Origin of the sequence: uncultured Brevundimonas sp. (genome assembly GCF_963975535.1) — a bacterium.
Classification (GTDB): Bacteria; Pseudomonadota; Alphaproteobacteria; order Caulobacterales; family Caulobacteraceae; genus Brevundimonas.
On the sequence record NZ_CAXBHE010000007.1, the window covers coordinates 133,997 to 159,808 of the forward strand.

Annotated in this window: 22 protein-coding genes; 12 read left to right on the forward strand and 10 right to left on the reverse strand. The window is 65.5% G+C overall.

Features of this window, described 5'->3' with window-relative positions; all coding sequences use genetic code 11:
- Nucleotides 1-78: 78 nt before the first annotated feature.
- The 5 genes from AACZ75_RS11385 (at nt 79) to AACZ75_RS11405 (ending at nt 4,480) form a co-directional block, all read left to right on the forward strand.
- The gene (locus AACZ75_RS11385) at nt 79-444 is read left to right on the forward strand and encodes a hypothetical protein (protein ID WP_339872974.1); all 366 of its coding nucleotides are present in this window, start codon (nt 79-81) and stop codon (nt 442-444) included.
- Between the two features lie 50 nt (nt 445-494).
- Nucleotides 495-914: a single-stranded DNA-binding protein gene (locus tag AACZ75_RS11390; RefSeq protein WP_339872975.1), complete on the forward strand. Its 420-nt coding sequence runs from the start codon at nt 495-497 to the stop codon at nt 912-914.
- Nucleotides 915-1,059: 145 nt separating this feature from the next.
- Complete coding sequence (locus AACZ75_RS11395; protein ID WP_339872976.1) at nt 1,060-1,521, forward strand: GcrA family cell cycle regulator; 462 nt, start codon at nt 1,060-1,062, stop codon at nt 1,519-1,521.
- Between the two features lie 451 nt (nt 1,522-1,972).
- A complete protein-coding gene (locus AACZ75_RS11400; RefSeq protein ID WP_339872977.1) occupies nt 1,973-2,908 on the forward strand; it encodes a DUF2493 domain-containing protein in 936 nt (311 codons plus the stop codon).
- 333 nt (nt 2,909-3,241) lie between these two features.
- Nucleotides 3,242-4,480 (forward strand): DUF3363 domain-containing protein, encoded by a 1,239-nt coding sequence (locus AACZ75_RS11405; RefSeq protein WP_339872978.1) that lies wholly within the window; start codon nt 3,242-3,244, stop codon nt 4,478-4,480.
- Nucleotides 4,481-4,546: 66 nt separating this feature from the next.
- Here the strand turns inward: AACZ75_RS11405 and AACZ75_RS11410 are convergent, their stop codons facing one another.
- From AACZ75_RS11410 to AACZ75_RS11420, 3 genes are read right to left on the reverse strand one after another with little or no spacing between them, the layout of a single operon-like run.
- Entirely contained in the window at nt 4,547-5,203 is a 657-nt protein-coding gene (locus tag AACZ75_RS11410; RefSeq protein ID WP_339872979.1) for a hypothetical protein, read from the reverse strand.
- A 3-nt stretch (nt 5,204-5,206) separates the two neighbouring features.
- On the reverse strand, nt 5,207-6,070 hold the full coding sequence (locus AACZ75_RS11415; protein WP_339872980.1) for an ImmA/IrrE family metallo-endopeptidase: 864 nt from the start codon (nt 6,068-6,070) through the stop codon (nt 5,207-5,209).
- Entirely contained in the window at nt 6,063-6,443 is a 381-nt protein-coding gene (locus AACZ75_RS11420) for a helix-turn-helix transcriptional regulator (RefSeq protein ID WP_339872981.1), read from the reverse strand. The genes AACZ75_RS11415 and AACZ75_RS11420 overlap by 8 nt, the downstream gene beginning before the upstream one ends.
- Nucleotides 6,444-6,630: 187 nt before the next feature.
- Here AACZ75_RS11420 and AACZ75_RS11425 point away from each other — a divergent pair, with 187 nt between their 5' ends.
- From AACZ75_RS11425 to AACZ75_RS11435, 3 genes are read left to right on the forward strand one after another with little or no spacing between them, the layout of a single operon-like run.
- Complete coding sequence (locus AACZ75_RS11425; RefSeq protein ID WP_339872982.1) at nt 6,631-7,407, forward strand: multiubiquitin domain-containing protein; 777 nt, start codon at nt 6,631-6,633, stop codon at nt 7,405-7,407.
- Nucleotides 7,404-8,810, forward strand: a complete 1,407-nt coding sequence (locus AACZ75_RS11430) for a ThiF family adenylyltransferase (RefSeq protein ID WP_339872983.1) — start codon at nt 7,404-7,406, stop codon at nt 8,808-8,810. Before AACZ75_RS11425 ends, AACZ75_RS11430 begins: the two co-directional genes overlap by 4 nt.
- Complete coding sequence (locus tag AACZ75_RS11435; protein ID WP_339872984.1) at nt 8,807-9,148, forward strand: DUF6527 family protein; 342 nt, start codon at nt 8,807-8,809, stop codon at nt 9,146-9,148. Before AACZ75_RS11430 ends, AACZ75_RS11435 begins: the two co-directional genes overlap by 4 nt.
- 148 nt (nt 9,149-9,296) lie before the next feature.
- Here AACZ75_RS11435 and AACZ75_RS11440 read toward each other — a convergent pair whose 3' ends face one another.
- From AACZ75_RS11440 to AACZ75_RS11455, 4 genes are all read right to left on the reverse strand, one after another.
- Nucleotides 9,297-9,767 (reverse strand): hypothetical protein, encoded by a 471-nt coding sequence (locus AACZ75_RS11440; RefSeq protein WP_339872985.1) that lies wholly within the window; start codon nt 9,765-9,767, stop codon nt 9,297-9,299.
- 163 nt (nt 9,768-9,930) lie between these two features.
- Nucleotides 9,931-12,126: a DEAD/DEAH box helicase gene (locus tag AACZ75_RS11445; RefSeq protein WP_339872986.1), complete on the reverse strand. Its 2,196-nt coding sequence runs from the start codon at nt 12,124-12,126 to the stop codon at nt 9,931-9,933.
- A gap of 1 nt (nt 12,127) precedes the next feature.
- Complete coding sequence (locus tag AACZ75_RS11450) at nt 12,128-13,441, reverse strand: ATP-binding protein (RefSeq protein WP_339872987.1); 1,314 nt, start codon at nt 13,439-13,441, stop codon at nt 12,128-12,130.
- A complete protein-coding gene (locus AACZ75_RS11455) occupies nt 13,438-15,744 on the reverse strand; it encodes a TerB N-terminal domain-containing protein (protein ID WP_339872988.1) in 2,307 nt (768 codons plus the stop codon). Before AACZ75_RS11455 ends, AACZ75_RS11450 begins: the two co-directional genes overlap by 4 nt.
- A gap of 374 nt (nt 15,745-16,118) precedes the next feature.
- Between AACZ75_RS11455 and AACZ75_RS11460 the strand changes: the two genes are divergently transcribed.
- Complete coding sequence (locus tag AACZ75_RS11460; protein WP_339872989.1) at nt 16,119-16,895, forward strand: TerB family tellurite resistance protein; 777 nt, start codon at nt 16,119-16,121, stop codon at nt 16,893-16,895.
- 151 nt (nt 16,896-17,046) lie between these two features.
- Here AACZ75_RS11460 and AACZ75_RS11465 read toward each other — a convergent pair whose 3' ends face one another.
- The 3 genes from AACZ75_RS11465 to AACZ75_RS11475 form a co-directional block, all read right to left on the reverse strand.
- Nucleotides 17,047-20,436 (reverse strand): TM0106 family RecB-like putative nuclease, encoded by a 3,390-nt coding sequence (locus AACZ75_RS11465; protein WP_339872990.1) that lies wholly within the window; start codon nt 20,434-20,436, stop codon nt 17,047-17,049.
- A gap of 200 nt (nt 20,437-20,636) precedes the next feature.
- The gene (locus AACZ75_RS11470; protein ID WP_292062164.1) at nt 20,637-20,843 is read right to left on the reverse strand and encodes a helix-turn-helix transcriptional regulator; all 207 of its coding nucleotides are present in this window, start codon (nt 20,841-20,843) and stop codon (nt 20,637-20,639) included.
- 111 nt (nt 20,844-20,954) lie between these two features.
- Nucleotides 20,955-21,179: a helix-turn-helix transcriptional regulator gene (locus AACZ75_RS11475; protein ID WP_339872991.1), complete on the reverse strand. Its 225-nt coding sequence runs from the start codon at nt 21,177-21,179 to the stop codon at nt 20,955-20,957.
- 118 nt (nt 21,180-21,297) lie between these two features.
- On the opposite strand from AACZ75_RS11475, the gene AACZ75_RS11480 reads away from it, so the two are divergent.
- The 3 genes from AACZ75_RS11480 (at nt 21,298) to AACZ75_RS11490 (ending at nt 25,812) form a co-directional block, all read left to right on the forward strand.
- Nucleotides 21,298-21,801, forward strand: a complete 504-nt coding sequence (locus tag AACZ75_RS11480) for an RNA polymerase sigma factor (RefSeq protein WP_339872992.1) — start codon at nt 21,298-21,300, stop codon at nt 21,799-21,801.
- A 14-nt stretch (nt 21,802-21,815) separates the two neighbouring features.
- The gene (locus tag AACZ75_RS11485; protein ID WP_339872993.1) at nt 21,816-22,796 is read left to right on the forward strand and encodes a FecR domain-containing protein; all 981 of its coding nucleotides are present in this window, start codon (nt 21,816-21,818) and stop codon (nt 22,794-22,796) included.
- A 70-nt stretch (nt 22,797-22,866) separates the two neighbouring features.
- Complete coding sequence (locus AACZ75_RS11490; protein WP_339872994.1) at nt 22,867-25,812, forward strand: TonB-dependent receptor; 2,946 nt, start codon at nt 22,867-22,869, stop codon at nt 25,810-25,812.

Sequence of the window (25,812 nt, forward strand, 5' to 3'; positions counted from 1 at the left end):
CGGGAGGAAGGGAGGATGCGGGTGAAGCGGGATCGGGGAGATCGGCTCCCCGGCGCTTCGGATCAACAGGAGACTGACATGCAGACCATGGTGTTCACCGGCCGACTGGCGGCCGACCCCCAGATCAGCCCGGACTTCGCCAAGGCGGTGTTCCGGCTGCTCGAGAAACGCGGCGTCGACGCCGCCGGCAAGGACCGGCTCGTCGGAGTCAATTGCGTCAGCTGGTCGAAGGGCCTCAATGAGAAGGTCATCGCCCGCGGTCTGGCCCAGGGCTGCGAAGCCGTCGTCGTCGGCGCCTTCATCGACACGGCCTATGCGGCCAAGGACGGGACCGAGCGCACCGCCAAGGAACTGGTGGTGAACCGGCTGACCGTCCTGGACTGGGCCGAGGACCGCGAGGCCGCGGCTCTCGGGGCGTCCGAAGACGGCCGCGCCGCCGCCTGACCCCGCGACCCTTCATTTCCTCGCAACCCTAATTTCCAAGGAGACTGATCATGCAAACCCTCACCCTCGAAGGCTATCTGGCCGCCGACCCGTCCATCCTGTCGGCCCAGGGCTCGGGCAAGAAGCGCGCGAGCTTTCGCGTGCTGGAGACCACCCGCTTTCGCAAGGCCGACGGCACGCCCGGCGAGCGCACCACCGGCTTCAACTGCATCTGCTTCAACGAGGCCACGACCGAGAAATACATCGAGGCCTTCGCCCGCAAGGGCAGCCGCGTCGTCATCCAGGGCCATGTCGAAAACGACACCTGGACCGGTAAGGACGGGGTCGAACACTACGACCTGCGCCTGATCGTCGGCGACATCCGGCTGAAGAACCGGCGCGCCCGGCCTTCCACGGATGACAGTCCCGCCGACCTGCAGGTGCAGGAACCGGCGAGCGGCTATGATCTGAACGACGACATTCCGTTCTGATCCGACGGCGAGACAGACGGAACGGCCCGGCGTGCGAGCGCCGGGCCGTTTTCCTGTGCGGCACCGGGAGGGAAACGCACCGGGAGGGGAAGGCGAGGGCGGGCGCGGGCGAGCCGATGGGGCTCGCTGGCACCGGAGTTCCGCCATGACCGCCTCCGCCTGGACCGAAGACCGTATCGACCGCCTCAGGACCCTCTGGCTCGAAGGCCACAGCGCGGCCCGGATCGCGCGCGAGCTGGGTGCGGGCCTCACCCGCAGCGCCGTCCTCGGCAAGGTTCACAGGATGGGCCTGTCCGCGGGTCGCCCGCGACCCCGAGGGGCGTCTGCCGTCGTCCGGTCGCCGCCCAGGGATCGTCGCCCGCCGTTCACGCCTGTGAGTGAGGCCATTGCCGGGCCGGCGGCCGTCCCCAACCAGGGGCGGACGACCCTGCTGTCCGTGCGGCGCTGTGAGTGCCGGTGGCCCTTTGGCGACCCCAAGGCTGAGGGCTTCAGCCTGTGTGGGCGGCCCGTCGAGCGCGGCGCCTTCTGCGGGCCGCATGCGGCTGTCGCCTATCGCCCCGTGCGGCAGACGCCAGAGAGCCTGGAGGCGCTCGCGGGGCTGCATTGAGGCGCGGGTCTCTGGCCGGTTTCGCGGTGAAGAAATCAGTGACTGTTTCGACGGCGGCCTCGATGAGGTCGCCGTTTTGTCTTCGGCCGGCGTCGAAGGCTCCAGGACCGGCGGTCAAGGGGTTGAGGTCCGGTCGGGGTCGGCGTCGATGGACGCCCCGGGTGCGGCGCCGGCGGCTCGCCGCCGACGAGGCCGGCGAAGATCGATGCCCGGTCGTCCGTATCGGCGCGACGGCGCCGAAAGGTGTCCTCGCCCGAAGGCGGGCGAGGACTTGCCCCCACACAACGCCCTCCGATTTTGTCACATCACCCCGGAAGTCAACGGCTGCGCCGTTCCCCTCCACGGACAGCCAAGCGGCTATCCGCTCCGGTGACTGCCGGGGACCCCGATGTGGCCAAAACCGGGGTCGTTGCGCATGGGGCGCTTCGACATCTTTTACAGGATGTTCCCGATGCAAGCCTTTCCCTCACCCTTCTTCGCCAAATCAGACTCCGCCTTCGACGACCTGACCGCCGCGCTCGGCGACCCCCGCCCACATCCCACCGAGGAGGCCCTGATCCAGCTCGGGCGCGCGGTCATGACCGAGCTTGTGGACGTGATCTCCGACACGGCCTTGGAGGACTTCCAGACCATCCTCGGAGAAGCCCTGATCGGCGCCTTCCATTCGGCGGCCGGACGGATCGAGCGCAACGCGGACCGGGCGCGCGACGCGATGCGCAGCCTCGACCGCGACTTCGATGGATCCGAGGCGGCCGACACCGAGCTTCAGGAGGCCACGGCCCGGGCCCGGGCCGGAGACACCGCGACCCGGGCGACGGAACTGATCCGGGACGCCGCCGCGGAAACCTGGACCATCGCGACCGGCGAGGTCTGGACGGCCTGGCGCGGCAGCCGGCGGGGCACGCATCTGACGGCGGCCCAGCTGGAAGCCAAACAGGCCATCCGCGCGATCCGGAACCGCAGGGCGGGGGACGCCGATCCGGGCGGTCCGGTGGTCGCCTTCCGGGGCGCGCCGACGGCCGACACCGCCGATGACGCCGGGCGGATCTTCGACGCCCTGAACTGGGCGCTGAAGGAGTGGCCCGACATGGCGCTCGCGACGACCGGGGCGAAGGGATCCGAGAAGCTGGCGATCAGATGGTCCCGGCAGAAGGGGGTGAAGTTGATCCTCGCCCGGGCCGACTTCGACACCCATGGCAAGGCCGCGCCTTTCCGGGCCAACGACGAACTGATCGCGCTCGAGCCGACCTGCTGCCTCACCCTGGTCCATTCCGTGGATCGGGTCCGTTCGGAGGACAGCCGGCCGTTCGGGCCCGCGCTCAATCTCGGACAGAAGGCGATGGAGTCCGGGCTGCGGCACGTCTCCATCAAGGCGCGCGCGGCATGATCGCCTGCAACTGACATCAACGACCCGCTCGGCTTCGGCCGGGCGGGTTTTTGTTTGTCGTCCGGGCGCTTCCTGCGGTTCAGGAAGTCGCTTCAGGGGTGACAGATCGACAGACCGGGGAGGCGATGACGGGGTGTGGTCGGCTGTGCGAAGGTTTGATGGTGGTGTCCGGAAATCTGCGAAAAGGGGCTTAGGGCAAGATAAAAGAGGGTGTTTGGCGGTTCCGCTTTTTCGTATCCTGTCCGCAGGTTAGCGGCGCATCCGAGGGTGTTGGACGACTTGCGGTGAGTTGTCGTCTTCGGACGACGTCGGCGGCCTGGTCGGAGGCGTCGAATGCTGATCCGTGAAGCCATACAGTCCCGTCTTTCGGCGGGCGGCGGTGTGGAGCCGGAGGCGGTCCAGGTCCGACTGCCCCTGTCCCTCAAACCCGACCGGGTCAACGTCCGCACCGGCCTGATGCGGCGGCTGGCGAGCTCGCGCGCCTTCGCCCTGGGTGACCGGTCAGGCGTGCTCAGGGCGGCGCAGGGACGCTCGGGCAGGGCCTTCCGGCTGGACGTTCGCCAGAGGGTGATCGTCAAGGCGCTGGTTTCCCGGCACATCGGCAAGGGCGCCGAGCGGGCGGCGGCTTTGGCGGCGCATGTGAGCTATCTCGGACGTTCGGGAGCCGGGGTCGAAGGCGCGCGGCCGGAGTTCTTCGACCGGGCGACGGACGATGTTCAGCCGGCGGCCGAGACCGGGGGCTGGAGCGAGGACCGGCACCATTTCCGCTTCATCATCTCGCCGGAGCACGGCGACCGGATCGAGGGCCTGAAGGCCTATGTCCGCGAGGTCATGGGTCGGGTGTCGGCGGACCTTGGGGAGCCGGATCTGCGATGGGTGGCGACCTGCCACTACGACACCGATCAGCCGCACGCCCATGTGCTGGTGCGGGGTCGGCGAGGTGACGGGCGGGACCTGGTCATACCGCGCGACTACATCGGATACGGCTTCCGGGCGCGGGCGCAGGAGGTGGCGCAGGAGCGGCTCGGCGACCTGTCGCGGGTGGAGGCGGAACGGCGCATCTGGAAGGAGACCGGGGCGGACCGGTTCACGGGATTTGACCGGCGGCTGCTGGCGGCGGCGGATGCCAACGGAATGGTCGAGGACGGGGTCGGCGTCAACGACGCCTGGGCGGCGCTGACCCGGGGACGGCTGCGGCACCTGGAGGGGCTGGGGCTCGCCGTGCGGACGGGGCGGCGCTACAGGCTCGACGGGGAGATGGAGACGAAGCTGCGGACGCTGCAGGCGCGGCGCGACATCATCAGGACGCTGAACCAGAGACGGCTCGAGGGCGCCCGGGAGGTGCGACCCTTGGGGATGGACCGGGTGCGCGGGGTGGTGGTGAAGTGCGGGTTTCACGACGAGGCGGGTGCGGCGCCGTTCGTGGTGGTGAAGGATGCGGGCGGGGTCGAACACTATGCGCGGGTGAGGGCGGGGGACGCCGCGAGGGTGGGGAGCAGGATCGCGCTGGCGCCGATGTCGAACGGGCTGGCGCAGGTGGTGGCGGGACGGGGTGCGGAAGCCGGTCGATGAGGGCGCTTTTTGACTCGAAGGTGACGTTCGTAATGTCCGCACCACGCAAGGAGAGCTGCCTATTCGTTATTGCCGATGGATGGACGGGAGGCCTTCCGCGCCCGGGGGCTTCCGCCACGAACTGCGCTGTGACACCGACATCGCCGGCAACAGCCGTTCGATCTGCCAGTCGGCCATCTCCATAAGCTGCACCTTTTCCCGGTCACGCCGGATGGTGAGTTTGAAGTCGCGTACGCCGAACGGAACACGGTACTTCTCGAAACGCCACAGGAGGATCGTCAGCTGCTTCGGGGTGAACGCACCGCGATCTTTCAGGTAGTCGATGAACGAGAGGATCGTGAACTGGTCGTCCGCTTGGGACAGGGTCACCAAGGCGGTGATTACGCGCTTTTTCCTAGCCTCCTCCACCAGCGTCCGCCGATCGCGGCCAACCTTTTTTCTGGTGCCGGCGGCGTCCAAGTCTTCACCGTCTTCACCGGTCGCGCTGATGCCGAAGCGGTTGATGCACTCGGAGCTGATCGGAAGGCGGGAGTCGATGAATCGGTTCCTGATCTCGAACTGGTAGCGAATGTCGGGATGATCGCAGAGTTCGCAGGTCTCTTCAGGCAGTTCGAGATCGTAGAAGCCGCCTTCGTAACGCCACTCGCGCAGCGCCACGGCGAGGTCTGACTTCTCGCGGCTAAGCGGCAACAGGTTTCGGGCGGCGCGCTGAGCCCAGCTCATTGCCTATCTCCGCCGCTTGGATTTACCCGGCCAAGGGAGATTTCCGTCGAGTTCGCGAAGGCCGTAGGTGTCTTCTTCCCAGCGCTTGCGCTCAGCAGGAGGTGGCGGAAGGTCCTCGTCGTCGAACCAAAGAAGCGTCAGCGTCTGGTCCCACTTGCCCAGGTGGCGAACGTCCTCATAGAGAGTGCCATCGCGATCCCAATCCTCGAACCACTGGTCAGGCTCGGCGTCCTCAGGGTCCGTTTGCGCGGCTCCGGCGCGAACGCGGGCGCTGTAGGAGTCGCTCGGCAAATCCATGCCCAGCCTGATCCAAGCCTTGGCGTCGCGAAGGGACGTGGAGCGCGCGCTGTAACGGATCTTGCCGTTCTCTGACAGGACGTAGGCGCACAGTTCACGGGAGAAGGTCGCGAACCGCGATGCCGTGGACATCAACGACGCATCGAAGTCTTCGGCCAGGTCGCTGATCGCAGCGAAGCCCATGTCGGCGGCATCCACGCGCGGCTTGAACAGCTTGTGGGGCAGGAGAAGCTCCGCTGCGAAAATATCGCAGGCGATTTCACCCTGGGGGCGACGAGCAAAGCTCCAGCTCGGAGCCGTATGGTCGGCGGCGATTCCGAGCGCTTCATGGGCCACTTCATGGCAGACGCTGAAACGCTGGCGACGGCCATCATGCAGGCAGTTCACGCAGATCCGGTACTTCCCGTTCTTGTCACGGAAGGACCAGGCGTCTTCGTTCGCCTGAAGCGTATCGATCTTCACCACGCCGCCGATTTGTGCGGCGTAGGCGTCGACGGAGACTGGGAGTGCGAGAGGACCGCATTTCGCGATGAAGTCGCGCGCCTTCATCGCGACGGCGAGCTCATCCACCGTCGTCCTCTCTCATGTACCTGCGAATGCGGGCGAGCGATGTGGCGTAGTCCGGCCGGGTGCCGCGGTTCACGACGGTGGTGAGCATATGTAATTCCTCGGGAGTGACGGCATCATCGGCCTGCGCGAACTCGGCGAGACCTGGGTCTACGTTGGGGTGGCTAGCCAAAAAACGCAGAATCTCCGCGTTGCGCTCTGAGGGCCTCAGACCGGTGATCAGCTTGTCCAAGACCTCGGACGATGGCGACTCCTTCGCGCCAGTCTCAAGGCGATAGATATAAGCATGGTCGACTTCGCTCTGCTCCGCGACCGTCCGAAGGCTCCGCTCTCCGCGGAGCGCTTTAAGCCAAACCCCTAGCGCGGACTCCGGCATACGCCCTCCTTGACAATGGTCACTGCTTACCCCATTCTGTTGTCCACACAGACAACGCGCTCTGAATTGGCTCTCTGCCGAACAGGGCGTTTTTTAGAGCCCTAGTGTTGTCTGACCGGACACCAACGTGCCACTCGGCAGGGCTAAACGCAAGCACCGCGAAAGCGGAGAAAATTGGAGTTGGAATATGGAAACGAACGACCACAGCGATCCGGAGGCCGCCCGCCTCCTTGAGGTTCCCGCCGAGCTGATCGAGGAGGCTGAAGAGCTGCTCGATGAGGTCATCGACCTGGAACTGCACTCGAAGACCGGCAAGCGCGCGCCTCGCGCCAAGGGCTACAAGTTCAAGGTCAACGACGAGGTGATCATCTGGCCGACGCCGGTGGTCACCGCGCGCGAGGCGCTGACCAGGGCGAACCTGACGCCGCCCGACAACTACAACGTCCGTCTGAAGGTGGCGGGTCAGAAGCCCGAAGCCATCGGGCTCGACGTTCCGGTCGACCTGCGCCGCCCGGGCGTCGAGAAGTTTCGCGCGATCAAAAAGGGCCAGGGCGAGGGCGAGTATCAGGGTCGGCGTGATGCGCCGACCCTCGATCAGGATTGTGACTTCCTGGACACCTACGCCACCCGCTGGGAAGTTGTCGTCGATGGCTCCACCTGGATCCTGATCCCGAACTTCAAGCTGCCCGCGGGCTACACGGCGACCGAGGTGACCCTGGCGATCCGCATGGAGGGTGGCTACCCGCTGTCGCCGCTCGACATGTTCTACGTACACCCGGCGATCCGCCGGGCCGACGGTAAGCACATCCGGCAGGCGGACGTGATCCAGCATATCGACGGCCGCGATTTCCAGCGCTGGTCGCGCCACCGGACGGACGCCAATCCGTGGGTGGCCGGCAAGGACAGCCTGGAAACTCACATCTTCCTAGTCGAGGACGCCCTGACCGAAGAGCTGCTCAAGTGATCCCGAGGGTCTCGCTCTCGCTCACCGGCGACCATCACGATGAACTGAAGCGGCATCTGCTGCACGGCGACGGCCTTGAGGCCGTCGCCTTCATCGCATGTGGGCGTGCGGCAGGCCCTGAGCGTCACCGCCTCGTCGCCCAGTCCGTCCACCTGATCCCGCATGAACACTTCGAGCGGACGCCGAACAGCGTCAACTGGAATGCGGAAGACGTTGAGCCGCTGATCGAGCAGGCGGAAGCCGATGGGCTCACCCTCATTAAAGTCCATAGCCACCCGCAGGGCTTCGCGGCCTTCTCCAAGGTCGACGACGAGAGCGACGCCCAGCTCCTTCCGACAATCCGCTCCTGGGTTGAGGCCGACATTCCGCACGGTAGCGTCATCATGCTCCCGGATGGCCGGATGTTCGGCCGATATCTCTGGCGCGGTTCGAAGCTCCACGACATCGAGCTCATCAATGTCGTGGGCCCCGACCTGCATTTCTGGTGGAGCAAGGAAGACAGCGCCCCGGTGCCGACATTCGGCGCGTCACAGGATCAGGCCTTCGGCGAAGGCACCACGAGGAAGCTGCGCCGGCTGCGCATCGGTGTCGGCGGCGCGTCTGGCACCGGAAGCCCGACGATCGAGCAGCTAAAGCGCCTTGGCGTCGGCGAGATTGTCCCCATCGACGATGACTACGTTGAGGACCGGAACCTCAACCGCATCACCTTCGCGACCGCCAAACACGCCAAGGATGGGACCTTGAAGGTGGAGGCGCTAAAGAAGGAAGCAGACCGTCAGGGCCTCGGCGTGAAGATCATCCCTATCCCGAAGGAGCTCGGAAGTCCGGAAGCGCTGCGTGCGCTGTCACAGTGCGACGTGATTTTCGGGTGCGTCGATACGGCAACCGGCCGGCTGGTTATGAACCTGATGGCGACCCATTACATCCAACCTTACTTCGACATGGGTATCCTTCTGGATGCCGTGCAAGAAGGCGAGGAGCGCGGCCGCATCAAGGACATTCTCGGAACGGTGAACTATCTCGTTCCCGGCAAATCGAGCCTGGTTTCTCGCCAAGTTTTGACCATGCAGGACGTATCGACAGAGGAGCTGCACAAGCGCGATCCGGCGGCGGCCGTACAGCAGGTGCAGGACAAATACATCAAGGGCCTTCAGGTCCAGCGGCCAGCGGTCATCAGCGTCAACATGCTGGCGGCCTCGCTCGCCACGAACGATTTCCTGGCTCGCCTCCATCCTTACCGCCAACGCCCCAACTCGGAGGTCGCCTCCATCGAATTCAGTCTCGGGGAAATCCGCCTCACAGCTGATGAAGAGATGGATGACTGTCGGATGATGTCAGCCTTGGTCGGCCTTGGCGACCGCCCGCTTTGGCTCGGTCTGCCGCAACTGGGACCGCTGACATGAGCGCGATATGGACCTGGTTCGTCGGCCTCTGGACGTGGCTGGCTAGGCTCTTCGACCAACCGTACAAGTTGCAGACCAACGAGGGCACGTTTCCGAAGCGCCTGGAGAAGCGCCGCATTTACATTCTCACAGAGGACGGCGATCCATGGGAGGCCAAATTGGTCTGCCCGTGCGGCTGTGGTGAGGTGCTCGAACTCAACCTCATTCCTGATGATCACCCGACCTGGAAGGCGACGGCCGACGCGCAAGGCCGTGCCACACTCCATCCGTCGGTGTGGCGCCATATCGGTTGCCAATCCCACTTTTGGGTTCGGGGCGGCCGCATCATCTGGGTGTAGCCCGGCGGGAGCTAACAAGCGGAGCCGGGATCCCCCATCTGCAAGTTCAACGGAGCGAATGCCAGATCTGGAGACTGGAAGGTCCGTTTTGCGACCCAGGTTCAAAGTCCGCTACTGGCGCGATGCGGCGCTATCGGACAATGGGCGATCAGCTTGGCCCTTCGTCGTCCGCCACAATACCGAACAGTCGCTCGAATAGGTCCGGATCGAGTTCAGCTGGCTCCTCCGGCACGGGCAGGTTGGCCGCGCTACGAAATTCCCCAATCGCGGCCAGAATGTCTTCCAACTCTTTTGGCTTGTTGGTGCGGCCGGGCGAACTATGGACCGCGGCGACGGCACTCTCTACCTCCTGCAGAGATCTGCTGAGCCAAAGGAGCCTTCTCCGGAGCTTGGCTCGAGCACTGGCGCGAGGTTTTTTGGAAGGACGCCCGAACGTGCTTCGGCGGAAGATTTCCCGAAGTTCGGCGGGGGAGATGTCGCTCCCATATTCCTCCCGAATCTCGTCGTCGGTGACGGCATCGGGATCGGCCTCCATCCGACGTTGGAAGGCCAGCAAAGACGCAAACGAAAAGTCGTCGTCGCTAAGCCCCACGCCATCATTGCCTTCGTTCTCAGCCATGTCATTTCTCGTGTCGCCAGTGGAAGGCGTCAGGCATGCCCTCCGCAGTCAGGAGACTGACTGACCTGGGCCGCGGTGCCAACGTCCGCTACTGGGCGCCTCATCAACCTCGAATCGTATCCGCATTTCGTGAAACTAGGCCGCAGCTTCGTTGCCCCTCGGATCAGGCCGGCCAAGTTTCCGCAACCGCGGCGATAGCCGGAAGCTCATCACAAATGACTGCGTGCCTTCTCGCCCAGAGCCTTTGCAGCAAGCTTGTCGGTGCCAGATGATCGTATTTCGCACTCTGAAGGTTCTCGACAAACTCGCTGAGCGCTTCAGCCGAGGGCGAACGATCAAGCTGCATAAGCAGGCTTCGCGTTTTCTCGGCCGTCGTGTCCGCCAAGGTGACGCCGAGATCGTGCGCTTCGCAGCCGATACCCGCAGCCGTCAGCGCGACGGCGACCACATTGTTCATCGCGGTTCCCCGCCATAACAGCACATGGGTGTCGCTCCCCGACCTGACGAGGCCGGTGCGTTCAAGGTCCAGGTCCGCGAAGGCTTCCCGTCCTTGGGTCAAGAATGTCAGAGACTGGGCGTCCAGCCACTCCGGCATGTCGGCGTCCAGATAGACCTTGCGCATTTCCTCAAGGATGCGGTCGTCGAGCGGTTCGTTCGACTGACGGTCGAATTTGGGCAGGCGTCCGCTTGGATGGGGGGCGACCGACAAGACGCGGGCCCGATCATCGACATCGACTACCCGCCATCGCCGGCCAGCGAAGGCAAGCAGACTGCCGGTCGCCAGCACATTGGAAATCGGAATCTGACCGAGGGGTCGGGCACCGTGAAGCAGCTTCCATTCTTGGTCCGTCTCGAACACCGCATAGAAGTCGCGCGCTGACGTCAGGGCCTCTCCCTCGGGTCCGAGCATAATCAGGCCATCGGGCGACTGCTCGATCACGGCCAGTCCCGGCGTGGCGAGATGGCGGAGCAATTCGATGAAGTCGGCGATCTCAATCGAGGACAAGGGGCCCTGTTCGCAGAGAATCCGGTAGAGGCCATCCGGCCTAACGCCCCCTCGCTCCACAATAATCGACAGGAGCTGATGGATCAGGACAGTGACCACCGCCGGATCCGATCGTGGCGACTCCAGGAAGCGGGCCAGCAGGAGCCGCACCACCGCGACCGCCCTGATGGTCTGGGGACGAAGGCGATCCAGGGGATCAAGGGCGCGCCCCAGATGTCGCTCGCGCGTATAGATGCGAAGGATGGCCGGCGCCCCGGCGCGGCGCCCGCTTCGCCCCAGTCGCTGGCGCAAGCCCGCGAGGGAACGGGGGGCACCGATCTGGGCCACACTCTTCACCGACCCGAGGTCGATTCCGAGCTCGAGAGTCGTCGTCGCCACGCCGGTCGTCGGCAGCTTGCCGGCCTTCAGGCGGCGCTCCAGTTCCTCGCGGAGCTCCTTGGAAAGGCTCCCGTGGTGGGGGAGGAACTCGTTGGGCACGCCCGCCTGCTCTGATCGACTCAGAAGCCGGTTTGACAGGGCCTCGACCGTTCTGCGCGAGCCGCCGAAGACCAGATGGTTGTCGCCGCGCAGCGTCTCGAACAGGTGGTCGGAAATGACGTCCAGGGCCTGCGGTGCCTCGCCCTCCAGGGCGTCGGCCCCGGGATCACTTTCGGGCGGCTCCTCATAGCCCCGAACCTGCAGGCGAAGCTCTGGAGACCCGGAGGTTTCGGCGACGCGATCAACGGTGTCGGGCGCTTGCGGGTTCATCCATGTCGCGGCGAAGGCCATATCCCCGAGAGTTGCCGAAAGGCCGATCCGACGCACCCGACGGCCGATCAGCAGGTCGATCCGCCGCAACAGGCTTGCGAGATGGAGACCGCGTGGACCTTGCAGGAATGCATGCAGTTCATCGATGATGATCGCGTCGAGTCCCGCGAACAGTCGCTCGGCGTCCCGTGTCCGGCGCAGGAACAGCGCTTCTATGGATTCGGGCGTAATCAGCACCACCCCCGCAGGCGATTTCATGATTCGCGCCTTGGGGCCGGCGGGCGCGTCGCCATGCCATTTCGCAGCCGGCAGTTCGAGCCGCTCGGACAACAGCTCCAGTCGCCTATGCTGGTCGTTGATCAGCGCCTTGAGCGGACTGACGTACAGGACGGAGAGGCCCGGGGCTTCCCGTTCCGCGGCCCGTGTGAGGAGGGGCAGGAACACCGCTTCGGTTTTCCCCGCGGCTGTCGAGGCGGAGATGAGCACGTCCCGGTCATGTTCCAGGACCGCCTCGATGCCGTTCACCTGGACAGGACGGAGCTCGGACCAACCCTGTTCCCGAACCCATTTGCGAACCTGCGGATGCAGCCGGTCAAACGTCTCCATCCTAGAGCCGCAGGGTCGCCAGGCCGTCATCCGTCGCTTCGTCGGCCACCTCGTGATCGCGGGCACCCTCGGTGTCATTGGCCACGTCCACACCGCCGATCAGCTCGCTCCAGCCCTGTCCCGGGTTCTGTTCAAGCACGGCGAGAAGTTGGACGAAGGCCTTGATGGTGTTCCGGGGCGTCCGGAAATAGGCCTCGCCGATCCGTTTGTTGCAGTGGGTCATGAATAGCGGCAGCGCTTCGTCCGGAACGAGGTGGCGGGCTGGATCGCCTTGGGAGAAGACGTTGCGGATGTTGGCGAGCAGCACGAGCAGGTCTTCCGGCGTCAGGCTTTGCAGGCGAACAACGGGGCCGGAGAGGTCGATGAGTCCCTGGCCGGCAAAGGCGTTCTCCATGAGGCGGGACTGGAGCGCCTCGTAGCTATAGAGCCCGCGGCGTGAGTCCATGAGGAACTCGGGCGTGCCGCCGAACACGAACCCGATCCCGGAGGCGCTGCCTTGCAGGCCGTCGTTCACGATGCGCAGGATCTGTTCGAAATTCTGGTTTCGCGCCTGGGCGCTCTGCAGCTTGTAGAGATTGACCATCTCGTCAAAGACCACGACCAGACCTGCATATCCGGCGAGCCGGACGAAGGCGGCGAGCAGCTTCAGACTGTCGTAAACATCTCCGTCGTCGATGATGTTGCGCACACCCAACGCCTGCCGCGCCTCGGTCTTCGTCGAATACTCGCCTCTTAGCCAGCGAAGGGCCGCCCCGGTCAGGCCGGCGTCGTCGGTCTCGCTGCCGCGCCAGTAGGCCTTGAGCACGGCCGCATAGTCATATCCTCCGACATGCACCTGAAGGGCGGCGAGCCGTGCGTCGATGGCGGCCTCCACCGCCGTCCCCCTTTCTTCCGAGTCGCGCACGCATTCGGTGATGAATTTCTCGACGACCGTGGCGAGCGCGCCGCCGTCCGGCTTGGTCCGCGTCGCCAGATTGCGAACCGCCTCGGCATAAAGCCCCCTGGCCTGTCCGGCGGTCGCGTGAATTCGGCGATCGGGCGCGAGGTCGGCGTGGATCGTCACGCACTTGCGCTCCAGCGCGATGAGCCTCACCAGGTTGAGGAAGAAGGTCTTGCCCGCGCCGTACTCGCCGATGACGAAGCGCACCGCGGATCCCCCGTCCGCGATGCGGTCGATGTCGCGCACCAGCGCGCCCACCTCTCCGGCTCGCCCGACCTGGATGTGGGCGAGACCCGTCCGCGGCACGACACCCGCCGCCAGGGCCTGGAGAATGGTGTCGCGGTCGCGCGTCTTGAGCGGGGCTGTGGTGGTCATGCTGCGTTCTCCAGGGCGCTCAGCCGATCCCGGAGGTGGCTGGCCGGATAGATGTCGTCGTCTTCCTCGAGGAGGGCTTCGTCGAAGATCTCGAAGGCCCATTCGTTGATCGTCTCGAGCGCGCCGCCGGGCAGGAGTTTGAGGTCACGAGCCCGGGCCGCGAAGGCGTCCTGATCCAGCCGACCGGCCGTCAGGATGGCCGACAGAAGATCGGCATGCCGCGCGTCGAGACCCTCGAACCGTGAGCTGGACGTCGCAACAGCCCGCGCCGGCATCGCGTCCACCGGGTCCTCGATGAAGATGCTCGTGAGGAGGGCGGACACCTGTGACGTCTCCTCCCGAATCCGCGCCAGGCGGGTCGCATCGAACGCGACGACCGCGTCAGCTTCGGGCGGAAGCGGGACGCCGGCCGCGCATTCCGCGGCGGCCACAGTGACCGGTTCATCCGCGCGCCCTGTTCCCCGGTGCAGTGCGGCGTAGGCCTCGTCCTGGGGCAGACCCAGCGCCTTGTGGAGCTTTTCGAGAAAGCGCACCTCGACCGGCAAGACGCGACCGTCGGCCAGGACCGTGGAGACGGCGGCCTGGGTCGCCGCGCGCGTGGCTTTCGCGGGGAGGGCGCCGAGACGCTTCAGCGCGGCCTGGAGACGGGGCGGGTCACGGCTAAGCCACAAGGCATGGGCCGAGAGGCGCCGCCGCTCGTCGGTGGAGAGCTCCGGAAGCGCGGCGAGGTCTGTTGCGACCTGGTCGAGTTCGGCAGGTACGACCTCGCCGTCCGAAGCCGCGGCGAGAAGCGCGATCTCGACCAGGGTGCGCGCCGCGATGAATGTCGCGCTGGTCTGGGCGGGGGCACCCGTTGAGCCCTTGAAGAGAACGAGGGTGCCGTCGCGGTTCAGGGACGCCTCGGTGTGGCGGCGATCGGGTTCGAAGGCAAACCCGAGGCGATCCAGCAGCACGGCGATATGACGTTGCAGTGTAACGGGCAGCTTGTCGTCGCCGTCTTCAATCTCAAGAAGGGCCAGAACCTCGCGCGTGCGCGCGCTGGACATCTGTGCGTCGCCGAGCAGCCGGTTCATAGCGGCCCGGACAGCCCCGACTCTTTCGCCGAAACGTAGATCGACCGTATCCGAGGGCAGGCAAAGGGCTCCCTCGAGCGTGTCCCTAGCATCCGGCCGTTTCAGCAAGAGGCGGCTCAGTGCGTCGAGTTCAGGTTGCCAGCTCAGCAACAGATCACGTAGGCGGGTGACCGGCTGCGTCAGGGCTGCGATGTCGGGCAGGTCGCCGATGGACAGATTGACCTGGAACTCGCTGCTCGCCGCGCGATACTGGGCGCTCAGCGGGCGCTTCGGGGCCCGGACCTTGATCCCTTCGGGATAGAGTTGGGCAAACCGATGCCGCCAGAGCTCGGTCAGCTCTGGAAAACAGCGGCGGCCCGCCGCTCCCAGATAGGTGTCGGGCATGCCGAGGATCCAGAGGAGGCAATCATCCGCCTGGAGCGCCTCTCCGGTTGCCAGCTTTCCGCCGAGATAACGGCGGACCGACAGCGGCATCTCCCAGTCGCCGGCCCGGAGGTCAGGGGAGAGTTCTGGGGCCTGTGCCGCCGCGCTGCGGACCAGTCTCGCGGCCGTCAGTAGTCGTTTCGCATAGCCGTGGAAGGAGTTGTTGTCCTGGTATTGCGCGTAGAGGCGTTCGACTTCGGCGATGATGACGTCGAGTTCGGCGCGGGCGTTGTCGACGAACAGACGGCGTTCGAGTCCGTAGAAGAAGATGAAGACATAGCCGATCCCCACCCTCGTCGTGCGCCCGCCGGCCAGCCAATCCAGATAGGTGCGGCGGCCCCCGGGCGACAAGGCATGATAGGAGGGCCAGTACGACAGGGCGATGCCGAGTTGGTCCTCTCCGGTCAGCCCTACTCGAGCCGTCGGATCCACACGGTCTCGCGGCGTGTCATATGAGCGTGTGGGGCCGACGTAGATCATCGGGGAGGCGATCCTGACGCCGCCGATCTCTATGGGCTCAGCCGATCCGTACCAGCGCGGCCGGACATTATCGGGCCTGGGGAAATTCGCCGACGGCGGTTGTTCAATTCCGATTGCGTCGTTCTGATCGGCCCGGTCCGGCCTCGGCGATGGCGATATCGAATGAACGTCCATTGCCGGCGGGGCCACTGCGGCGCCGCTCTGGAGCGCCCGCGCGTGGTCCAGCACTCGATCAACGGTGTCGAACCGCCGATGCCTGCAGAAGAATCCCTGCGATGTGCGCTTGATCCCGTAGTGCTCGACAAGCCGAAGGTCGTCCGCCGCCAACCCTGCCATCCAGGCGTCCAGGTCAATAATGGCTACAGACGCCTGTGAGGACGCTGGATCGGAGGGGACCGAGAGATCTATCGTCAGTCGCGCAGTTTCGAGACGCGACGGCGCGGCTGGACGTGACGCAGAGCGCGCGGCCCTGCGGCTGGCTCCCCGCAGGTTCAACCAGACGACCAGGGCGGCTAGCGCCAATACCCAGAACCAGAAACCCATGCCACCCCCGCAGGATGGTCAGGCTACTATCTGTGAGTGTGGCGATCCACTCCAAACAGTTCCGTGGCTCCAGAGGTCTTGGTGGACCCCACGAGTCCCGGGATGCACTAGACTCTCGTCATGCGCGCAGCTTAGCTGCTGATGGAAGGGGCGCTGTCATGACCACGCTGACCATCGACCATTTTCTTACGGCCAAAGCCGGGCTCAGGCGCAACCTCACTCAGTCGCGCGCCGAACGGCTCGGACGGCCGATCAAGGGGCATGAGTTCGACGATCACGGGATGTACGTCGAGGTCGATGATCCGCCAGCCCCGCCGATGGCGTTTCACCTGATCTATTCGGACGCCCGGAATGCCCTGTCGGGACGGTGCGTGACGTTGAACAGCCTCAAGCATGAGGTCACGGACGTCAGGCTGACAGGCTACTGTTATATGCGCTCGGCGATGAGAATGTTCATGGCGTCACGGGTGGTCGAGGCGACCGACTTGGCGACCGGCGAAGTGCACGAGGACGGTCTCGAATTCTTCCGCGAGCATCCGCTTCTGAAAATGATGACGGCGAGCGAGGTCGCCGCGAGATCGCCCGAACTCCTCGCGCTGCAGGATTGCCGGGACGAGATCATCATTCTCAGCTTCGTCGGTGCATCTGACGGCGACTTCGACGAGGACGAACGGGAGCAGGTCGTCAGACATGTCATGCTGAGATCGGACGAACCGCTTCATGAACCCACGATCCGCAAGCGCGTAGCGTCTATCGTGCCGGATGAGCGGGCGTTCGAGCGCGCTTTGAATCGATTATGCGCCGGAGAAGGCGACCCCGCCGCCCTCATGCTGTCGATGCGGCGCGTGATCGATGCGGACGGCGAGGTCGATGCCGAAGAGGTGGCGTTCGCGTCCGAGGTTCAGGCGCGACTGCGGGCCGCGGGGCGGCTCTAGATACGGGCAACGCCATTGTCGCCTGTTGTGACGCTCGCCGACGGTCCTGGAGGCCGCCTCTGGCCGCGGTGCCTGGGCCGCCCTGGTGCATAGGCGTTGCGGGTGCAGCCTCATTCCGGCCGGTGTGGCGGCGCCAAGAGGCTGACCGACACTAGCTTGCGACTTCGAGATACCGGCAGAAGGCGTTGGCCAGCTGCATCTGCCGGGGCGTGCGGCAGTCGGCTTCGAACACGCTGGGCGATCCGACCATGATGGAGAGGCATTTCGCCCGTGAGGTGGCGACATTCAGGCGGTTGGGGCTGTAGAGAAACTCCATGCCCCGGGGGGCGTCGGCGTGGCTTGATGTGGCCATCGAGTAGATGGCGATCGCCGCCTCCTGACCCTGGAACTTGTCGACGGTTCCAACCTTGGCCCCGGGGATCCGCCGCTGGATCTCGTAGACTTGGGCGTTATAGGGCGCGATGATTAGGATGTCTTCGAGGGTCAAGGGATGTGAGCCCTTGCGGTCAATCCAGCTGGCCCCCGCGTCGACGAGATCCTTGACTATAGCGGCGATGGCCGCGGCCTCCTCGAGTGACGAACTCTGGTTGCCGCTGTGTGGGACGGACACGAATCGCAATCCTGAGCCGCTGAATGCGCCGGCACCGACGATGGCTTGCGCTTCGGATCCAGGGCGCGGGCTGAGCTTGCTCTCGTAAAATAGTTCGGACGTGTAGTCGCATATGGACGGGCAGAGCCGCCAGGTCTCCTCGAGGAAGAGGCCTTCCTCCGGGGCGATGGTCTGTTTGCCATTCAGGAGATGGTGCAGGGCAGAGCACTCGGTGCCTTCCGGATGGCTGCCCTGGGTCGGTTGGTCGAGTTGCTGCGGATCGCCGACCAGCACCAGCGTCGACGCCGCCTGTGAAACGGCCAGGACGTTGGCGAGCGACATTTGTGCGGCTTCATCGACGAACAGGACATCCACGGTCTGGAAGGCGTCTGGCGACGACCAGAGCCACGCCGTACCGCCGGCCACGTGACAGCCGACGCCAAGGGCGGCGAACAGGTCGGCGGTCCTGGTGACGATCCGCATCCGGTGGGAGTCGTCTTCCTTCTCCTTGGGCTTCTGAACGCACTGGACGTCGACGCCCGTCTCGTCGGCGGCCTCGACCACCGCGTTGAGGAGGTTGCGGATCACCGTGTGGCCGTTGGCGACGACGCCCACGGTCTTTCCTTGCGCCACCAGTGCGCAAATCATGTGGGCGGCTGTGTAGGTCTTCCCGGTGCCCGGCGGGCCTTGGATCGGCAGCACGCCGGCGGCGAGGTGCGTCGCGATGCGGCGCGCTGCGTCGAGCGTCGTCTCGCCTTCAATCCTCAGATCGGCGCCGTCAAGAAGGGGTGGACCGTACCGCATCAGCAGCGCCCGCGCGGCGGCGTAAGGCCCCTCGCCCGCCATGCCGTGCGCGACCACGTGTGTTGCGAGACGGACCAGGGACAGCTGCATGGGTTCGGGCGACACATACTCGTGGACGAACACGGCCTCGGGGTGCAGCGCCGCCGTATCCTTGCGAGTCTTGATGTCGACGGTTTGGGCGGCGGAGGAGATATCTTCCACCGCGCCCATGGGGTGGCCGCCCACATACTGCAGCGCCTTGCCGGGCCGGACGTCGGTGTCCTGCGGCGGAAACCGGTAGCGATGGATAGGCGCGGCCGGCGTGCCTCCCACGATGCCTTCGAAGGTCAAGCCTGACAGGGCCGATTTCTCATCGATCAGTTCGGCCGCGGTCAGGTCCTTAAGGCGGAAGAACTCCCACCAGGTCGCCTTGTCCTCGCGCCGGTGCCACTCCAGCATATTGGCCAGCAGCCAGCGGCCGTGTTGCTCCTGGGTGCACTCCAGCGGGTCGGCGGGGACGTCGCCCGTCAAGGCCTCGACAAGGGGCGCGATGGTGGCCAGCCATTGCCCAACCTTCTCGGACGGGGCGCCGTCGCCCGGATCCGGCCGCGCGATGTCGGCGCCCCCCGCCACGCGTTCCGCCCGCAGTTCCTCGAGCCAGCCCCGCAGATGGCGTGTCGAGACGCAGTCCTCGCGGTTATAAGCCTGCACGGTGGCGCGATCCGCGTCGTCGATCGCGGCCAGGTCATTCAGTTCGAGGCTGGTCTGCAGCCGCGTGAGCGCCAGCCGGGCGTCGGGCAAGCTCGTGTCGCGCATGAAGCCATACAACGGCTCGAGCTTCTTCAGGGAGTAGCTCTCTACGCCGGCACGGAGGCTCTGGCGGGTGACGCTGAGAAGGTCGACAGTCAGGAGGCCGCGAAGGATGCGATCGAGGGCGTCTTCCCGCGTGGCGTAGCGGCCCATCAGCCGCTTGAGTGCGCCCGTCTCGTAACCGCCGAAGTGATAGATGTGGAGGTCGGGAAAGCGATCCCAGCGCGCCATGATGAAGTCGATGAACTGCTCGAAAGCGGCCTTCTCGTCCGCCCGGGTCAGGGCCCAGAGGGGAGTATAGGTCCACTGGCCGTCTTCGGCCTGGTGCTCGTAGCCGAGCAGATATTCAAGTCCGTGCTCACCCACGAAAGGATCCGACTCGAAGTCCAGGAAGACGTCCCCGGAAGAGGGGGCGGGCAGGCGCGACAGACCAAACCCCTCCTGGTGGTCGAGCAGCTCGAAGACGCTCGCGCCCGTCTCGCGCGCCTGCAACTGCACCCGCGCCTGCTCCCGCACGCGGACGTAGGAACTGGCTGCGCCACGTTCGGGCTTCCAGGAGATCGGCACCGGCATCGTGGCCAAAGCGGCTGTGGTGTTGATGGCCCGTTCGACGAGTTCGACCATCTGGTTCTTGGAAATCCCCGCCACCAGGCTGAGATGATCGTCAGCCCGTCGCCGTTGATCGCAGATGTCGCGCCAGCGACAGATTTCACAGAACGGGTTGGGCTCGGGATAGGTCTGGCCATCGGCCGGGTTGGCGACCGCCGCTTCCAGGCTGCGCCTCACGACGCGGTAGTAGGCGGCGAAATCCGCTGTGCGAAACGTCTCGGGCGTGAAGTCGGTGTAGGGGGCGACGACGTGCATCAACTCGGGGGAACGACCCTGCACGTCCGCGAGCAAATCCGAGTAGAGGCTGATCTGCAGGACGGTGCTGCCCTTGGTTTCACGGGCGAGCTTCGTATCCTCTACCTCATATGACCAGTCGCCGAGCGCGCTCGGCGTTTCGATGCGGCGCAGCACATCCGTCCGACCAGCCCAAGCGCCCGTCCGCAGGGCACCTTGAAGGATAATGGCCTTGCCCGCCTGCATCGCCGCTGTGGTTTCGGCGACGGCCTCTGGGGTGATATCGACACCGTCGATGGTGACGATCTCCAGACCCTGATCTGTGAGGTGGTCGACGTAGCTCGCCTCATGCTGCTTGCCGCGCTCCCAGAGAGCCTCCAACGCCGGATCCCAAACCTTGGGCTCCGGCAAGCTTCCCCGGGCGACGGCCCTGTCCTGCTCGGTGAGATGGCGGCAGTTCAGATGCCCGACCAGATCGGTGGCGCTGAGCCGGACGTCGTCACCATCGTATTTCATGCGCCAGTAGGTACAGTTGAGCTTGTTGCCGTCAACAACCAACGATTTCGCTGGTGGCGTGATGCCGGTCCTCCGCCTACAGAAATATCAGCTCAGCCACCCAGCAGCGGCCTAGGCTGAATGTCGTCTTTGTAGCGCTAAGTGAATGACCGCTCCTAGCGCATGTGAGCCGCGAGCCGAGCCCGGCATGCAATAGGTGCCTAGGGAGCGAGGAGTTTTAGAGGATCCACACCTAACGCAATCGCGATGCGCTCCACCACTTTGAGGGTTGGGTTACGGCGACCGCGTTCCAGTTCCCCAACGTAGCTGTACGACAGCCCAACATCGTGAGCGAAAGCTTCCAGGGTGATCCCGGCGGCCTGCCGTCGCTCACGCACATTCCGTCCGAAATCTGCCGCTAGACCCATCCCGGCTAACACAGCCAGATCGGCAATTTGGGCCAGTTACTATAGTAACTTCGCTCGCGAACGTGGTGTGGGAAGGGAAGACACCGCACATATGCGGTGTGCCCGAGAGCCTTATTGGGCCTCCAATGGCCGCAGAAGCAGATGCGGCTCCACCGCCAAGCTAACCGCGAGTCTTTCGATGACTGCCAAGGTTGGGTTTCTCAGCCCTCGCTCGATCTCGCCGAGGTAACTGTAGGATAGGCCAGCGTCCTCGGCCAATCCTTCGATCGTGATCTCTCGCCAGAGCCGAGCGCGCCGAACATTCTGACCAAATTGAGCCCGCAACTCCATCGCCATAGGCGCACGGATTTGAGCGCGTCGGGCCAGTCACTATAGTAACCATTCTGGCTGTCCGCTAGATTCTCGAACGGCCAGTTGAAGTGACTCGCCGATACGCTGTTAGGCGGAGACATCCGTGTCCCACGGCTCTGATCGACTAGGTGATCCCGGACGGGGGGCCATATCGGCTTTTTACGATCGTTACGCCGCTTGGCTGAAGGCTCGGCTGGTAAGGCGATACGGTGTTCAAGATGCGGAGGATTTGTTTCAGGAAACTTGGCTGCGGGTCGGCCCGTATCAAGCCAGTCAGGGCATCCGGCATCCCAAAGCGCTCTTGCTGCGCATCGCTTCAAATCTGGCGGCGGACCTTTATGCCGGGCGAGATCGTCGGGCTCGTTGCGCCCGTGAAGTTGGTCAACTGGACGGCTGGGGCGTTGAGATGCCCGCCCAGACGGATGAGGTTTTGGCCAAACAGCTGGTCCTCAGCTTGCCTGTGCCCCTTCGCGATGTCTTTGTGCTATCCCGGTTCGGCGGTCTGACGAACACTCAGATCGGAGAGCAGCTCGGGATCAGTCCCAAAACCGTTGAGTGGCGCATGACCAAGGCCCTGGCTCATTGCGCAGCCCAGCTTCGGCGCTAGAGATGGGGCGCACCATGACCAGCCCGACGGTCCGGGTTGAAACCGCGGAGACCGAGGCGGCCGCCTGGCACGCCCGTCTGGGCGCGCGCAACGTCAGTACCGACACGATCGAGGAATTCTTCGCCTGGCGCGCGGCGCCGGCGAACGCCGAAGCCTACCGCCGTGTCGAGAAGGTCTGGGCTGATACGGGCAAGGTGGCGGACGATCCCGCCATCCTGGAGGCCCTTGATGCTGCGATGTCGCGCAAGGCTGGCAGCGCTCGACCCCGTGCGGTGCCACGCGGTCTTCTGGGCCTGGCGGCGGTCGGCGCGGCGGCGGCGCTGGCGATCGGCGGATGGGCCTGGATGCAGAGCAGGACGGTCTTCGTTACGGCCGTGGGCGAGCAGCGCGTGGTGCAGCTGTCGGACGGATCGTCGATCCGGCTGGATACGGCCTCGCGGGTCAGGGTTCGGTTCGCGGGCGATCAGCGCCTCGTGGATCTGGAGCACGGACAGGCGCTCTTTACCGTGGCGCACGACCGGACGAGGCCGTTCGTCGTCCAGGCGGGCGGGACGCAGGTGACGGCGGTCGGCACGGTCTTCGATGTTCGCCGCGACGGCGCCGCCGTCAGCGTGACCCTGGTGTCGGGCGTGGTCGATGTGGCGCCGGCGGGGGAGGGCAGGGCGGTGCAGCGGATGGCGGCCGGCCAGCATGCCCGCGTCAGCGCCGGAGAGGTCGCTGTCCGGTCTGTCGATGTGCAGGCAGAGACCAGCTGGACGGACGGGCGTATCGTCTTCCGCGATACGCCGCTGCGTCTGGCCGTGGCCGAAGTGAACCGGTACCTGACGGCGAAGATCGAACTGGACGCGACATCGCTGGACGCCGTCCCGGTCAACGGGGTGTTCAAGGCGGGGGACCGGGACGCCTTCGTCTCCACGGCCTCGCAGGTGTTCGAACTTGAAGTCACTCCGGGGCCGGATGGAACCGTCCGCCTCTCGGAGCGGAAAAATAATTGAGAAACCTCTCCGGGGTTACCCGGGGTCTGAACCGTCTCTTCTCTGACGCCATGTGGCGGGGAGGGGAGCCATGAATATGAGTCGCTCGAGTCTTTTGTCCTGCAGTGCGCTGGTCGCCTGCATTCTCGCCGTCAGCACGACGGCCTGCGCCCAGGAGGCGCGCGAGTTCAACATCCCGGCCGGGTCGCTGGGAGACGCGTTGAACCTGTTCGCGACCCAATCGGACCAGCAGATATTTTTCACCGGGGATCTGGTCGCCGGTTTGCGGACACCGGGACTGAGAGGTCGCTATGCGCCGCCGGAGGCATTGAACACACTCTTGCGAGGGTCGGGCCTGTCCTGGTCCCAGACGCGTCCGGGGGTCATATTCCTGCGTCGAAGCGGGCCGTCCGAGACGGCGGAAAGCCCCGTCCTGCTGGACGAGATCATCGTCACGGGTACACTTCTGAAGACATCGGGCGAACTCGCCTCGCCCGTTGTCGTCCTGGATCGTGACGATCTGGATCGTCGCGGGCCTGCCACGGTGGCCGAAATCCTGAAGGACTTGCCCCAGAACTACGCCGGCTCGGCCAATCCCACGGCGACCCTGGCCGGCGTCGATGGAGCCGGATCCAACTCGGTGTTCGCCACCGGCGTGAACCTGCGCGGTCTAGGGGCCGACGCCACCCTGGTCCTGGTCAATGGCCGCCGGCTCGCGGGCACGGGCTACCGGGCGGAGTTCGCCGACGTATCGGCGCTTCCCTCCGCTGCAGTCGAACGCGTCGATATCCTGCTCGACGGGGCGTCGGCCCTCTACGGCGCTGATGCGGTGGCCGGCGTGGTCAATGTGATCATGCGCCGGGCCTTCAACGGCCAGGAATCCCGGGTCCGGATCGGCGCCGCCGAGGGTGGGGCCGAGGACCTGATGGTCTCGCATCTCGCAGGAACCTCCTGGACGACGGGGTCGGCCCTGCTGTCGTATGAATACCAGCAGGTGAACGCCTTCAGTTCTCTGGACCGGCCCTGGACCGCGGACGGGGATCTCAGACCCTTCGGCGGTACGGATCACCGGACGCCGTTCGCCTCGCCCGGCAACATCGTCGCCTTCGACCCGGTGGCCAGGGGCTACGTCTCCCGCTGGGCCATCCGGCCTGGCGCCTCGGGCGTCGCCACGACCCCGGCGGATTTTGTGGCGGGGGAAGCCAACCTCCAGGCGACGGCCCTGGGGCAGGACCTCTCGCCCGAAACCGAACGCAGCAGCGTCTATGGGCGGGTTCGGCAGAGCGTCGGCGAGCGCCTGGAGCTCACGGCCGATCTGCGCTTGAGCCAGAGGAATTACAGCATTGCCGGGGCGACAACGCCGGCCGTGTTCAACGTCACGAGCGCCAACCCCTGGTTTGTGTCCCCGTCCGGGGCGGCGTCCCACACGATCGGCTATTCGTTCTATCGGGACCTGGGGCCGCCGCACCGGTCCGGTTCCTCCCGAAGTCTTGGCGTAACCGCCGGCGGGGCTCTGGAGCTTGGCAGCGACTGGTCGCTGGAGGGCTATCTGGCTCATGCCGAGGAACGGGGCTCATCCGGGACGGAAGGTCGGGTCAACTCGCGATTCCTGAACGAGGCGCTCGGCAACATTCCGGATGATCCCGCGACGCCCTATCGGGCGGCGGTGGACGGCTATTTCAATCCGTTCGGAAACGGGTCCGCCAACGGTCGAGCGGTGCTGGATTTCATCAGCAGCGGTTACACCCGGGCCCATGACCGGAGCGGGGCCAGTTCGGCCAACCTGCTGTTCAGCGGCCCGCTCTTCAACCTCCCCGCGGGACCGGTGCAGGCGGCGGTCGGTCTGCAGTTCCGGCGCGAGAGTTTCAACACACAGGTCGAGAGTCTCGGCTCGACCGTGGCCCCCGTGCTGACAGTCACGCCAGAGCAGGATCGCAAGATCAGCGCCATCTTCGGCGAAGTGCGCGTGCCGCTGGTGGGCGATGGAAACGCCCGGGCCGGCGTCCAGCGTCTGGAGCTTTCGCTCGCGGGGCGGTTCGAGGAGTACGACGACTTCGGCTCCACGGCGAACCCGAAACTGGGCGTGATCTGGTCGCCGTTCGATTCCCTGTCGGTCAGGGCGTCCTGGGGCACCTCCTTCAGGGCGCCCGGACTGCCACAGCTCCACGACGCCTCGGCCATCTCGGTGACGTCCGTGCCGCGGGCGGGCGCGAACGTCCTGTCCCTGTATCTCTATGGCGGCAATCCGGATCTCGAGCCGGAGACGGCGGAGACCTTTACACTCGGCTTCGACTACCGACCGGACGGCGGCGGGATCGTGAGCGCGAGCCTGTTCAGCACCGACTTCAGCGACCGCATCGCACAGCCTTTGGCCGCCAACATCGCCCGCGCGCTGACGGACCCGTCGCTCCAGCCGTTCGTGACCCTCGTCGATCCGGCCAACAACCCGGCCGACCTGGCCCTGGTCAACAGCTACCTGGCCCGTCCGGACTTCGCCAGCGGAAGCCTGTTCCCGCCGACGGCCTATGGGGCCATCCTCGACGGGCGTTGGGTCAACACCGGCGCCGTGGCGGTCCGGGGTCTGGATCTTTCGGCGCGCTATCCGCTGTTGACGGGAAGCCATGCGGTCTCGCTGGACGCCTCGGCCTCCTGGCTGATCGATTATGACATCCAGGCCACGCCGACCGCCGATGTGCGCGACGTACTGGGCCTTGTCGGATATCCGGCCCGACTTCGGTCTCGCGCCGGCGCGGTCTGGTCATACGGAAGCTGGGGGTTTGACGCTCACTGGAATTACGTGTCGGCCTATGAGGGCCTCGCGGGTCAGGAGATCGCGGCCTGGAACACGATCGACGTCCGGGCGTCCTGGTCGGCGGAGACGGGGCCCTTCGCCGGTCTGCAACTGGCGCTTTCGATCCAGAATCTGATGGACGAAGACCCGCCCTTCTACGACTCACCGGCGGGCTACGGCTTCGATGCCGCCCAGGCCAGCGTCCTGGGGCGCACCATCGCCCTGCAGATGATCAAGCGCTGGTAG